Source organism: Nocardioides luteus (assembly GCF_015752315.1).
Taxonomy (GTDB): Bacteria; Actinomycetota; Actinomycetes; order Propionibacteriales; family Nocardioidaceae; genus Nocardioides.
The window spans coordinates 14,423-27,132 of record NZ_JADOVJ010000001.1 but is presented as its reverse complement, the minus strand read 5'-3'; the positions used below and the strand labels follow the sequence as shown (position 1 = coordinate 27,132).

Here is a 12,710-nt window from a genome sequence, read left to right as displayed (position 1 = left end):
ATGGTCTCCTCAGAACGCGCGGTAGGCGGTGCGGATGCGGTCCAGCTCGGCCTTGGTCACCGGGAGGACGGTGCCGTGGCGGGGGCGGCTGGGAAGCTGGTAGTCGCTGGAGATCGAGAAGTTGCCCGAGTCCAGGTCCGTCGTCTCGAACGGCACGTACCCGCGGCCGCCGAACTCGTCGATGAACAGGTACCACTTGTCCTCGGTGTTGGACTTGAAGATCGTCGGCCCCTCGCCCCGGTCGACGCCCGGGTTCTCGGCGGTGGCCTTGCCGATGCACTCCGCGACGAAGCTCCAGTCCAGGTCGAGCAGCGAGGTCGCCTTCTCCTCGACGATGAACTTGCTGCAGGGCGTCGTGGAGGTGTTGTTCCGCTCGTCCTTGGTGAACCGGTAGTAGGTGCCTTCGTGCTCGACGACGGTGGAGTCGATCACCGAGTAGCCCGGGTCGATCCACACCTCGGGCTCGCTGAAGGTCCGGAAGTCTCGGGTGGTGACGTAGACCATCCGGTTGTGGGTGTTGCCGGCATGCTCGGGGTCGGACTCGTCGTAGAGCTTCGAGGCCCAGAAGACCACGTACGCGCCGATCCCCTCGTCGTAGTAGGCCTCGGGCGCCCAGGTGTTCCCGGCCTGGGGCGAGGACACGCGGACGTGTCGCTGCTCGGACCAGTTCACCAGGTCCGTGGACTCCCAGATCTCGATGTAGCGGCTACCCCGCCGCTGAGCGGCGTCCCAGTCGCCGTTGCCGTAGATCTTGAGGTCGGTGGCGATCAGGTAGAACTTGTCGCCCTCCGGGGAGCGGATGATGAAGGGGTCACGTACACCCTTGTCGCCGTACTGCGACCGCAGCACCGGCTGACCGCCGTTGAGCTCGTCCCAGTGCAGCGGGTCGTTGCCCCTGCTGGCGGCAAGGTAGACCTGCTCGCCGTCGGCCGTCCCCTCACCCGTGAAGTAGGCGAAGGTGTAGCCCTCGAGGGGCTCCTTCCTCGGCAGCGGCAGGACGGTCAGCCGGAACTGCCGCTTCTCCTTGACCTTGCCGAGGCTCACGGTGGCGTTGAGCGCCAGACGGACCGCGTTCTTCCCGTACGCCGGACGGTGGACCTCGCCGGTCGGGGTCACGACGGCGGGCTCGCTGGACGTCCAGCTGACGGTCGTACCGTGCAGACCCTGGGTCGGCAGGGTGATGTTGCCGCGGATCTCGTCGGCGTCCCAGACGCGGAGCGCAGCCGTGGCGCGAGTGACCTTCTCGGCGTCGCTGATGTCGGCCGGTACGTTGACCGTGAACTCCTCGGACCGGCTGGCGGAGCCGTGGGTGGCGGTGGCGGTGAGCGTCACGGCGGCGTCGGGACTGCCGTAGGGCGGGCGGGTGACGTCACCTGTCGCGGAGACGACGGCAGGATCGGAGGAGGCCCACGAGAAGGTGGAGCCGTTCGGGCCGGCGCTCGGGACCGAGAGGTCACTGACGACGCGGGACGTGTCGCCCAGGTCCAGCCAGGCCAGGTCGCGCTCGACGCGCTGCTCGTCGGTGACGTAGCCCAGGTCGTGGACCTCTGCCGCCGTCAGCGCACGGTCGTAGATCCGGAAGTCGCGCACCTGACCCTTCAGGTGGCGGTCAGCGCTGTAGACGGATCGGCCGAGGTAGTTCGCCGTGGTGACCCCGTTGCCGATCTGACCGGGCGTGATGGTGACACCGGTGCGGCGGGCGACCTCGACACCGTCCTCGTAGAGCACCGCGGTGCCGTCCGCGAGCGTGTAGCTGATGGTCTTCCAGGTGTCTCGGGCGAGGTTCCGGCCGGCCGTGACGGTCTGCTCGGTGCTCCAGTTGCCGGTGGCGATCGACGTCCGGTAGGCGTTGCCGGTCGTGAACAGGTAGCCGTTGCCCGAGCCGTTGGAGCCGGTGTTGCCGAGGCCCCAGATGAAGTAGGGGGTGGCCTGGTCCGCTGCGATCTTCACCTCGAGCGAGACGGTGATCGACGTCAGCCCGGCCATCACGTCGTTCGGGAGCCTGACGTGCCCGTCGGTGCCGCCGAGGGCGAGCCCCTCACCGCCCAGCCAGGTCGTGCCGCCGGCGACCGTGCCGTTGCGGCCGGCCCCCGACGCGTCGACGACCGTGGTGCCGCTGGTCTGGTCGAGCGGGTAGTGGACGACGAGCCCGGCATCGCTCGCGCCCTGCGCCGGGGCCGTGGTCACCAGGCCGGCCAGGATCAGGGGCAGCGACGCAAGCGCCGTGACGGTGCGCGCGAGATGCCTCCGGCGCCGGTCGTATGCGGTCGGTTTCGACAGGTCCATCTGCGCGCTCCAGGGGTCGTCGTTGGGCCGGGGCACCATTCGATGTGACCTCAGTCACACGGAATGTGAGCGCTAACATAAGCAGGCGGCTGACGCGGTCGTCAAGAGAACCAGGTGACACCGACCCGTCTCGGACGCATGCTCAACGGGGCTCCGACCTGCATATCCGGCGGTAATCGGACGTCGCCGGATCGTCCATCGCGAAATCGTTTTCGGCTTCGACATCACACCTGGTTCACTGACCCGGTGGCATCCTCCCCCGGCTCCCTGTGGCACACCCTGATCCATCTCCGCGGCAACCCGCGCGCCTGCGTGTGGACCGAGCCGATGTGGGGCCTGTCGATGGCGCTGGTGCTGCCCTACCTCTCCGTCTTCATGCTCGCCCTCGGCCTGCACGACGCGCAGATCGGCCTGCTCGCGACCGCGGGGATGATCTCGCAGGTGTTCTTCGGGCTCGCCGGCGGCATCATCACCGACCGGATGGGGCGCCGGCTGACCAACGCGGTCTTCGACGTCATCGCCTTCGTGATCCCGTGCCTGATCTGGGCGTTCGCCCAGGACTTCTGGGCCTTCCTGGCCGCCTCGCTGCTCAACGGCGCCCTGCAGGTCACCGCGAACGCCTGGGACTGCCTGATGGTCGAGGACGCGGAGCGCGACCAGCTCACCGGCATCTACTCCCTCGTGCGGGTCGCGGCCGACTGCTCGGCGCTCTTCGCCCCGATCGCCGCCTTCATGGTCGCGCAGTTCGGCCTGGAGCCGGCGGTGCGGGTGCTCTTCATCAACGCCGCGGTGGTGATGCTGGCCAAGATCATCCTGCTGTACGCCGCGTCCACCGAGACCCGCCGAGGGCTGATCCGGATGGAGGAGACCCGCCACGAGAGTCTCTGGCGGCTCTTCGTCGGCTACCGCGAGGCCGCGAGGCTGCTGGGCCGCTCGCGCGGCTCGCTGCTGGCGCTGGCCATCGCTGCCCTGGTCGCGGCGGTCACCCTCGTCAACGGGACGTTCTGGCAGGTCATGGTCAACCAGCACCTGCACGTGCCCGACCCGGTGCTGCCGTTCTTCCCGATGGTGCGCTCCCTGCTGTCGGTGCTCTTCCTCTTCACCCTGATCCGCCGGCTGACCTCGGGCCACGACCTCAAGCAGGCGACCCTGTGGGGATTCGGCATCTATCTGGCCGGGCAGCTGGTCCTCGTCCTGATCCCCGCCGCCGAGGGTGACGCCGACGTCGTGACGTACGCGCTTCTGGGGGTGTGCCTCCTCCTCGACGGCTTCGGTGCCGGGATGCTCTTCATGCTCTCGGAGTCGCTCGTCGCCTTCCACGTCGACGAGGCCGAGCGGTCACGGGTGATGGCGCTGCAGCGCACGGCGGTGATGCTCGCGGCCGCGCCGTTCGGCTGGATCTCCGGTTGGCTCTCCGGGATCGACCGCACCTATCCGTTCTGGCTGACCAGCGCGCTGCTCGTGATCGGCGTGATCACCACCGTCGTGTGGTGGGCGGGGCCCCACACCGAGCCGTCGGTCGAGCCCGTGTCCGCGGATCACGCCTGACTCCCAGTCTGCAGCCGCCGGGGTGCTCAGGTGCGGCTCGGGTCGATGTGGTGACGCCGGACCAGGAGCACGGCGCCGGTCACGACGTAGGCCAGGATCCCGGCGAGCGACCCGAGGTAGGCGCCTTGGTCGACGAGGATCGCGGTGCCGGTGAGCAGCGAGAAGTCGAACAGACCATGGATCACCGAGTTGACCGCGTTGGTGCCGGCTCGGCGGCGGGTCAGGTAGAAGAAGTAGCCGGCCAGGCTCACGATGAGCGCCTGCGGGATCGCGTTGACACCTCGGCCGATCGCGTTCGAGAGATGGACGACGCCGAAGATCAGGCTGGACCACAGTGCGACCCTGCCCTCGGTCAGCCCGTGCTCGCGCAGCGTCGTGACCCCGATGCCACGGAACATGCCCTCTTCGCCCCAGCCGACCAGCTGGGTCGCGAGCAGCAGGACCACGATGTATCCGCCGGTCTTCTCCGACAGCGCGCCGTAGTCGATGGCCAGCAGGATGCACACCACGAAGATGACCGGTACGACGATGACCCAGCGGCTGACGGGTCGGTCGTCACGCATCACCGGTCGCAGACGCCCCAGCGCCGCGGCGGCCCCGTAGACGAAGGCGAGGGCGACGCCCAGCGGGATCACCATGGTGATGACGACGCCCTTCGTCGTGGTCAGCGGGTCGTCGCCGACGTCGACCAGCGCCTTCATCAGCATCCCGCCGCCCTGGATGATCGCCAGGTAGGTGACCACCAGAACGGCGAACAGCCCATATCCGAGCGGCTTGCGGGTCTCGATCGGTCGATCGCGACCAGGTGCCGCGTCCGCCGCACCGGACTCCGGAATCGTCATGGCCTCATCCTGCCGGACACATCCGGTCGCTGCCCGGGAAATCGTTGCGTAGCCGAGCCTGGCGTGCGGTCCTGGACGCCCTCGCGACCGAGTGGGGGGTACTCCAGCAACGTGGGCGCCCGGACCGCACACGGAAGTGATAGCACGCATCCGCGGTCGAGCGCTGACAAACATCACCAACTGGTAACGGGCACGTTCGGCCACGCCGCCCGAAGGCGGTAGAGGCGGCGATCGGGCGGTCGAAAATCAAGTAACCCCGGTCTCGCGGCCAGCGTTTTCGCTGGTGAGACCGGGGTTTGCTGAGCCGCCTGTCGGAATCGAACCGACGACCTTCTCATTACGAGTGAGACGCTCTGCCGACTGAGCTAAGGCGGCGTACCGTCATCCGTTACCGCATGAAGCGGCTCTGGTTGAGCGGACCGGATGAGTGTACCGAGACTGCGCGCTCGACACTAAAACGGTGCGCCTCGACGTGCTCGTCGATGGTCGTACGGGTGGGCTTCCCCTTGCCGATCAGGCGGCCCAGGCGGCGAACGCCGTGCTTCATTACTGCTCTACTCCCCTATGAACATGTATCAACCACCGACTGCGGACGCAGTGGTGGCCAGTCAATTGCCAGAGTCAATGATGACCGTCGGCGACTCATAGAGGTAGACGATCTTTCCTTGAAAAGACATAGGATGTCTCTATGTTGTCGCTGCACCAGCTCCGCGTGTTCCTCGCGGTCTACGAGCATGGCTCACTGACCGCGGCGGCCGATGAGCTCGGCTATGCGCAGCCGTCGATCTCGGAGCAGGTCAGAGGCCTGGAGCGTACGCTCGGCGTCCAGCTGTTCCGACGCGTCGGACGCGGGGTGGTGCCGACCGCGGTGGCCGACGAGCTGAGGCCGCACGCGGAGCGTACGGTCGCGGCCGCCGAGGACGCGCGCAAGGCCGTCCAGGCGGTGAAGCAGTTCGAGACCGGAACCATCCGGTTCGGGATGTTCGGGATCGCGCGGCTCTACGGCGGGGCCGGGCTGGTGGCCGACGTGCTCGACCGATACCCGGGCGTACGCGTCGAGCTGATCGGGCAGAACTCCACCGAGGTCCAGGAAGACCTGCGACGCGGCCGGCTCGAGGCGGCGATGCTGCTGGTCGGCAGCGTCTCCGGCCCGGGGCTGAAGGTGACGCCTGTGGCCCGCGACGAGCTCGTCTACATCTCGGCGGATCCGGCGCACCTGGCGACGCCGGTCACGCCCCACAGACTCTCGCTGGCCACGCTGGTGATGGCCGACACGACCTGGAGCTCGGAGGACCCCACCAGGGTCACCCTGCGCAACCTCCTCCACGAGACCGGCCGCAACCCACCGAGCCGGATCGAGGTCGAGGACATCGAGACGGCGGTCGAGCTGGTCGGGATGGGCTACGCCGACAGCGTCATCGCCAAGGGAGCAGCCGAGCAGCTGCTCCCCCGGCTGGCGCCGAAGGCCGGCTGGGTGTCACTGCGACCCCGGACGTACGACACCTTCGCCATCGTCCATCGCACCGACGCCACCCTCTCCCCCGCCGCCACGCTGATGATCGAGCTGGCCACCAAGCGGATCCAGGCCATCGCGGACCCGGTCCACCGGCGCTAGCGCGCGGCCCTTCGAAGGCTCAGGTCACTCGCAGCCGTAGCCGTCGTTGTCCCGGTCGAGACCCCACGGGTCGGAGCTGTTGTTGATCCGTACCGGCTTCTTGTAGGCCGGGATCTGGCCACAGTCGAGGTCGTTGGCCGAGGTGGCGTTGTAGACCGTAGCCCCGTTGGCGTAGGTGTAGTCCAAGCCCGAGGTGGTGGTGCTGGTGGAGCCGCGCTTCCTCAGGTAGAACGACGCGGAGACATCGGCCTTTCTGGTGGCGTCCCCGCGGAACTTCCAGCGGTAGTAGCGGCTGGCGGCCGGCGTCGTGATGACCGAGCACTTTCCGTACCTGTTCGTCACGCACGACGTCACGCTGCTCCAACTCCCGCTGACCTGCTTCTGCAGGTAGATCCGCTTGCCCTTCAGTGCGTTGCCGCCCGCGGTCAGCTTTCCGACGACGCGATACGACTTCGATCCGTACTTGCTCACCGACACCTTCACGACGGAGGTGGTGATCTTCGGGACGTACACGGCCGAGCTGTACTTGCCCCCGTAGGCGAACCTGTACGTCGCGCCGCGGACGCCGGTAGCGGAGACCCAGCCGGTCGAACTGGTCGTGCGGTGCGCGACGGTGCTCCAGCTGCCCCCGGACTTCCGCTGGATCGCGACCGACTTGCCGACCACGGGCTTGCCGTAGTCCTTCACCTGCGCCTTGATCGTCGTACCCGACCGGCTGGCCGACAGGGTGTAGCTATGAGCGGCCCGGATCGTGAACGCATCGGTGACCTCGGCAGCGTCGGTATATGTGCCCTCCGCATCCGAGGTGAAGACGTAGGCGACCGCCCGATAACTACCGACGGGAAGCAACGAACAGAGGTTGCCGTCGGCCGCTCCCTCGGAAAATCCGCCGCCCTCGATGTAGTTGGTCACGTCCTCTCCGTCGGAGTCGAAGACGGTGACCTCCCAGCTCACGGTCGGGTTGGTGAACTCGTCGCTGTAGTTCTCGCCGAACGAGACGTCCACGGAGACCGGGATGTTCGTGCCCTTGACCCCGTAGAGGTCGCAGTTCTGGGCCTTCGTCACGTCGTTGACGGTGAGGGTGGCGGAGCCACCGATGTACGGCAGCGGGGCCGTATCTGCCTGCGCCGGCTGGGCACCTATTACGGGCGCTACCGCGACCGCCAGTGAAGCGACGGCGGTGGCAGCGAAAGCTCTCGTCATCGAACGGATTCGCTGGTTCATGATCACGTGCTCGTGACCCTTCTTCTCGACGTTGAATTTTCGAGAAGTGATCCTCTGAGTCTGCGGGATCGGCCGGTGGCGTCATGACGAAGACCCACCCCACATCGGGTAAATCCGCTCGTGGAGCGGTCTCAGCACTCCAAGCCGTCGTCGGGGACCTTGCCGTCGACCAGGTAGCCGTCGATGGCGTCGTCGACGCAGCCGTTGCCCTGCATGTAGCCGGTGTGGCCGTCGCCGTCACGGGAGACGAGTACGCCGGCGTCGAGGGCCTTCGCGAGCTCCTTTGCCCACTCGTAGGGGGTGGCCGGGTCACGGGTGGTGCCGACGACGACGATCGGGTTGGAACCCTCGGCGTCGATCTCCGGCTCGGGCTCGGTGGCCTTGAACTTCTCGGCGGCACAGCCGTTGAGCATCCAGGCGAGGGCGGCACCGAAGGTCGGGGCGGCCTTCTCGAAGGCGGGCAGCTGCTTGCGTACGTCCTCCGGGCTGAGGCCGGAGGAGTCGTCGAGGCAGTTGATCGCCCAGTTGGCCTCCATCGTGTTGTTGATGTAGCCACCCTCGGGGTCGCGGCCCGCGTAGTTGTCGGACAGGCTCATCAGCTGGGACCCGTCGCCCTTCAGCGCCGCCTCGAGGGCGTCGGTGAGGTAGGGCCAGTAGGACTCGACGTAGAGCGGGGTGATCAGGCCGTAGAGGGCGTTGCCCGCGGTGAGCTCACGATCACCGGCGGGCAGCGGCTCGGCGTCGATGTCGGCCATCAGCTTCTGGACGCGCTCGACACCCTCGTCGACGGAGTCACCGAGGAAGCAGCTGCCCTCGTCGACGCAGCTCTCGACGTAGGAGCGCAGCGCGACCTCGAAGCCCTTCGCCTGGGCGAGGTTGGCGTCGAGCACGCTCAGGCCCGGGGCGATCGCGCCGTCGAGCACGAACCGGCCGACCCGGTCGGGGTAGAGCTCGGCGTAGGTCGAGCCGAGCTGGGTGCCGTAGGAGGCACCGAAGTAGTCGAGCTGGTCCTCACCCAGCGCCGCCCGGAGTACGTCCATGTCCCGGGCCGCCTCGACGGTGCTGACGTGGGCGGAGATGCCGTCCTTCTGGGCGGCGCAGCCGTTGGCCATCTGCACGCCGGTGTCGACGTAGGCCTTCTCCTCGGCAGGGGTGTCCGGGTCGGGGTCGACCGCGACGTAGGCGTCCAGGGCGTCGTCGTCGAGGCAGTCGACCGGGGTGCTCTGCCCGACACCGCGCGGGTCGAAGCCGACGATGTCGTAGGAGTTCCGGACCGCGGGGCTGAAGGACTGGTTGTTGTAGAGCGCGTAGTCGATGCCCGAGCCACCCGGGCCGCCGGGGTTGATGGCCAGCGAGCCGATCTTCTTCTTGTTGGCCGGGTCCTTGATGACGGCGATGTCGATGGTGCGACCGGTGGGGTCGGAGTAGTCGAGCGGCACCTCGAGGGTCGCGCACTCGAAGGCGCCGTTGCAGTCCTTCCAGTCCAGCTTCTGGCTGTAGAAGGTCTGCAACCCTTCCGCAGGGGCCGCGGTCGCCTCGGCGCTCGGACTGACCCGGTCGGCATCCGGGGTGCCGCCACCGCCTCCACAGCCCGTCAGGGCGAGCGCTGACATCACGACGAGAGCGGCTTTGCGGTTCACTGATCTCCTCCGGGCGGCAGCAGCGCCACCATCATGGCTTCCAGCACCAGCTGGGGCTGGACGTTGAACTCCAGCAGCTGCTCACGGGCCTCGAAGACGGCGCCGATGCGCTGCAGGTTGAGCTCGGGGGTCGAGGACGCGACGATCTGCTCGATCTCGCGCCGGTGCTCCTCGTTGACCAGCGTCACCGGCGCACCGGCGGCGAGCGTGATCGCATCGCGATAGACGGAGACCAGGTCCATCAGCCCGCGGTCGATCACGTCGCGGTGACGGCGGGTGGCACGGCGCTTCTGGTCCTTCTCGAGCGCGGCCAGCGCGGGGCCGTACTCACGCGGACGGCGGCCCCGGTCGACCACGCCGTAGCCGGCGTCGAGGTCGGCCTTCTCCCGCGCGTCGAGGTCGGCGGTGACGGCGTCGGCCTCCTCCTTCGAGACCGCGGCCAGCTCGCCGGCGGCCCGGAGCGCGTCGGCCAGGGTCCTCAGCTTGGCCGGGTAGGCGACGACCTGCTCACGGCGGCGCCGGGTGTCGTCGTCGCGGGCCAGCGCCTTGGCGCGGCCGATGTGACCCTGGCTCGCGCGCGCCGCGTAGGCGGCTCGTGCCTCGTCGACACCGAGCGTGCGCTGCAGGAAGGCGGTGACGTCGGGCGCGGTCGGGGTGGTCAACGTGACCAGGCGACACCTGGACCGGATGGTCGGGAGGACGTCCTCGACCGTCGGCGCGCAGAGCATCCACACCGTGCGGGCGCCGGGCTCCTCGACCGCCTTGAGCAGGGCGTTGTTGGCCTGCTCGGTGAGCCGGTCGGCGTCCTCGATGATCAGGATCTGCCAGCGGCTTCCGGCCGGGCTCAGGGCGGACTGACGCACCAGGTCGCGGATCTCGTCGACCCCGAGCGTCAGCTTCTCGGTGCGGACCAGGTTGACGTCGGCGTGGCTGCCGGTGAGCACGGTGTGGCACTGGTGGCACCGGCCGCAGCCGCCGTCAGGGCACTGCAGCGCGGCCGCGAAGGCGATCGCGGCGTTGGACCGGCCCGAGCCCGGTGGGCCGGTGAAGAGCCACGACTGCGTCATGCCGTGGCCGGCCGCGGCGGTCTGCAGCGTGGGGATGACGTGGCGCTGGCCGACGAGGTTGTCCCACACCGAGGTGGTGGCGACGTTCATGCCGTCACCGCCTGGGCGAGAAGAGGCTCGAGCCGCGCCAGCACTGCGGCGTGGATCTCCTCGACCGGAGCGCGGGCGTCCAGCACCAGATAGTGGTCGGGGTTGCGCTCCGCGAGCGCCACGAACGCCGACCGCACCCGCTCGTGGAACTGCTGCGACTCCTGCTCCATCCGGTCGCGCTCCTCGAACCGGGTGAACCCTGCGGTCGGGTCCAGATCGAGCAGCACGGTCAGGTGGGGGCGCAGGTCGGCGGTCGCCCACCGAGCCACCTCCTCCAGCTGTGCGGCGTCCAGCACCCGGCCGGCGCCCTGGTAGGCCAGCATCGAGTCGACGTAGCGGTCGGTGATCACCACCTCGCCCCGCTCCAGCGCCGGGCGGACCATCGACTCGATGTGCTCGGCCTTGTCGGCGGCGAACAGCAGCGCCTCGGTCCGGTCGTCGAGATCACCGGTCTCCGGGGACAGCACGATGCGGCGTACGTCCTTTCCGACGGCCGTGTCTCCCGGCTCGAAGGTCAGCAGGACGCGGTGGCCGCGGGCCGTCAGCGCCTCGTGGAGCAGCCGCGACTGGGTCGACTTGCCCGACCCCTCGCCGCCCTCGAAACACACGAACACGCCGTGCTCGGCGTAGACACCGGGAAACCTCACGCACCCAACCTACGGGGTGGGACCGACAAGCCCGAGGTACGCCGCCCGCAGGTGCGGCGATTGAGGCTGTCGAAGGCCCCTGAGCCAGGTTAAGGTTCGGGTCGTCCTCACGCTGACCTCAAGGAGTTTTGGTGATCTACGTCCTGATCGTCCTGCTGCTGGCCGCGCTCGCGGTCGCGGCCTATCTGCTCTGGAGGAGCAGGCAGCAGCCGACGGCGCAGCGGGAGCCCGACGACTTCATCGGCGACCAGCACAAGCACGCCTCCGACCAGCTGCGCCAGCTGCGCAACGGCGACGTCGTCGAGTACCTGGGCCACAACTGGTTCGTCCGCGGGCGCATCGACTTCGACGAGGACGGCTACCGCTGGACCGAGCACATGATCGACGACGCCGAGGGCAAGAAGTGGCTCTCGATCGAGGACGACGAGAGCTTCGAGGTCTCGCTGTGGCACGCGATCCCGCTCGGTGACATCGAGCAGGGCACCGTCGGTGACCGCGACGTCATCGTCGGCGGCGTCGCCTACCGGCTGCAGGAGAAGGGCTCGGCCGCCTTCACCGCCACCGGCGCGACCGGCACGGCGCCGTCGGGCACGGCCGAGTACGCCGACTACAAGTCGGTCGACGGCAAGCTGCTCGGCTTCGAGAAGTGGGGCAGCAACTGGGAGCCCTCCCTCGGCGAGGTTCTGCAGCCGTTCGAGCTGACGGTCTACCCCTCCACCGACCGGCCCGCGACCCTGGACGACGAGTGACCCTCCTCGACGTCCCGTTCGCGGACGTACGCGGAGACACCCTGCGCTGGACCCTCGCACCGGTCGCCTGCACTCCCCTGGCTTCCTGCTCGGTGCAGCTCGGGGGCGGCCTGACCGTCACGCTGAGCGTCCTGGGCGCCAGCCACCAGGTCGTCGTACGCCGCCACGACCGCCCGCTCCTGCACGAGACGGTCGCGTGCGGGATCGCCGAGGCCACCTTTCTTCCCGCGGCTCACGCGGAGGGTGGCTACAGCCTCGGTTCCTACGTCGCCAAGCTGGAGCCCGAGGAGCTCGCCGAGCGGGCGTCGGAGCTCGTGGAGCGGTTGGAGGGACGTACCGACGCCGTTGTCGCGCACTTCCCGGGCGACCCGCACGCGGTGACCGCGCTGGCGATCGACGAGCTCGGCGAGCAGCAGATCTCCTGGAGCACCTGGCACACCTACCCGCAGACCGGCGAGATCGTCGCCACCGTCACCAGCTACCGGCCCGAGGAGGTCGCACGTGTCTGAATCGAACGGATCGAACCGCAAGCTGATCGGCTGGGCGATCGTCGCGGTGTGCGTCGTGATCGCCATCATCATCGCCATCGTCGTGGCGGGCGACGGGAACAACCCCGAGAAGTACCTGCGCAAGAACTTCGACCACGTCAGCGGCTCCGACCCCGACAGCGATGCCGGGATCGTCTTCGAGGACGACGGCTCGGTGTCCTCGGTCGCCAACCAGATCGCGAGCGGCACCGACGCCGACGAGAACCGGGCCGAGGGCTTCAACCACTACCTGCGCTACGACGACGACTGGCTGGTGGTCGTGGAGCCGCGTACGCCCTCGGGATCGACGATCACCCTCTACGAGTACGACCGCGGCTACCGGCACCACAGCACCGTGATCGGCCTGTGGGGCTGGAACAGCTACTACGGCCGCAACAGCAGCGGCGGCAGCAGCGGTGATTCCTTCCGCGGCGGCGGCAGCGGATTCGGCAAGTGACCACCTCAGACCTGGAGA

General features: G+C 68.5%; 11 protein-coding genes and 1 tRNA gene. 5 read left to right on the top strand and 7 right to left on the bottom strand.

The window, feature by feature from the left end; translation table 11 throughout:
• Positions 1 to 9: 9 nt before the first annotated feature.
• Complete coding sequence (locus HD557_RS00135; RefSeq protein WP_231380115.1) at positions 10 to 2,286, bottom strand: immunoglobulin-like domain-containing protein; 2,277 nt, start codon at positions 2,284 to 2,286, stop codon at positions 10 to 12.
• Between the two features lie 246 nt (positions 2,287 to 2,532).
• Here HD557_RS00135 and HD557_RS00130 point away from each other — a divergent pair, with 246 nt between their 5' ends.
• Positions 2,533 to 3,834, top strand: a complete 1,302-nt coding sequence (locus HD557_RS00130; protein ID WP_196872384.1) for an MFS transporter — start codon at positions 2,533 to 2,535, stop codon at positions 3,832 to 3,834.
• Between the two features lie 26 nt (positions 3,835 to 3,860).
• Here the strand turns inward: HD557_RS00130 and HD557_RS00125 are convergent, their stop codons facing one another.
• Positions 3,861 to 4,676 carry a CPBP family intramembrane glutamic endopeptidase gene (locus tag HD557_RS00125; protein WP_196872383.1) on the bottom strand — a complete coding sequence of 272 codons (816 nt, stop codon included), beginning with the start codon at positions 4,674 to 4,676 and terminating at the stop codon, positions 3,861 to 3,863.
• Positions 4,677 to 4,978: 302 nt separating this feature from the next.
• A tRNA-Thr gene (locus tag HD557_RS00120) sits at positions 4,979 to 5,051 on the bottom strand.
• A gap of 313 nt (positions 5,052 to 5,364) precedes the next feature.
• On the opposite strand from HD557_RS00120, the gene HD557_RS00115 reads away from it, so the two are divergent.
• Entirely contained in the window at positions 5,365 to 6,291 is a 927-nt protein-coding gene (locus HD557_RS00115) for a LysR family transcriptional regulator (protein WP_008355050.1), read from the top strand.
• A gap of 24 nt (positions 6,292 to 6,315) precedes the next feature.
• On the opposite strand, the gene HD557_RS00110 is transcribed toward HD557_RS00115, so the two are convergent.
• The 4 genes from HD557_RS00110 to tmk form a co-directional block, all read right to left on the bottom strand.
• On the bottom strand, positions 6,316 to 7,494 hold the full coding sequence (locus HD557_RS00110; RefSeq protein WP_196872382.1) for an excalibur calcium-binding domain-containing protein: 1,179 nt from the start codon (positions 7,492 to 7,494) through the stop codon (positions 6,316 to 6,318).
• A gap of 152 nt (positions 7,495 to 7,646) precedes the next feature.
• On the bottom strand, positions 7,647 to 9,155 hold the full coding sequence (locus HD557_RS00105) for an alpha/beta hydrolase (RefSeq protein WP_196872381.1): 1,509 nt from the start codon (positions 9,153 to 9,155) through the stop codon (positions 7,647 to 7,649).
• Complete coding sequence (locus HD557_RS00100) at positions 9,152 to 10,312, bottom strand: DNA polymerase III subunit delta' (RefSeq protein ID WP_196872380.1); 1,161 nt, start codon at positions 10,310 to 10,312, stop codon at positions 9,152 to 9,154. Before HD557_RS00100 ends, HD557_RS00105 begins: the two co-directional genes overlap by 4 nt.
• Complete coding sequence (gene tmk / locus HD557_RS00095; RefSeq protein ID WP_196872379.1) at positions 10,309 to 10,959, bottom strand: dTMP kinase; 651 nt, start codon at positions 10,957 to 10,959, stop codon at positions 10,309 to 10,311. The genes HD557_RS00100 and tmk overlap by 4 nt, the downstream gene beginning before the upstream one ends.
• 131 nt (positions 10,960 to 11,090) lie before the next feature.
• On the opposite strand from tmk, the gene HD557_RS00090 reads away from it, so the two are divergent.
• The 3 genes from HD557_RS00090 to HD557_RS00080 are packed head-to-tail and all read left to right on the top strand — an operon-like array spanning position 11,091 to position 12,692.
• The gene (locus HD557_RS00090; protein ID WP_008355061.1) at positions 11,091 to 11,708 is read left to right on the top strand and encodes a DUF4178 domain-containing protein; all 618 of its coding nucleotides are present in this window, start codon (positions 11,091 to 11,093) and stop codon (positions 11,706 to 11,708) included.
• Positions 11,705 to 12,217, top strand: coding sequence for a DUF2617 family protein (locus HD557_RS00085; protein WP_196872378.1), 513 nt, complete (start codon positions 11,705 to 11,707; stop codon positions 12,215 to 12,217). Before HD557_RS00090 ends, HD557_RS00085 begins: the two co-directional genes overlap by 4 nt.
• Positions 12,210 to 12,692, top strand: a complete 483-nt coding sequence (locus HD557_RS00080; protein ID WP_196872377.1) for a DUF4247 domain-containing protein — start codon at positions 12,210 to 12,212, stop codon at positions 12,690 to 12,692. Before HD557_RS00085 ends, HD557_RS00080 begins: the two co-directional genes overlap by 8 nt.
• Positions 12,693 to 12,710 lie beyond the last annotated feature (18 nt).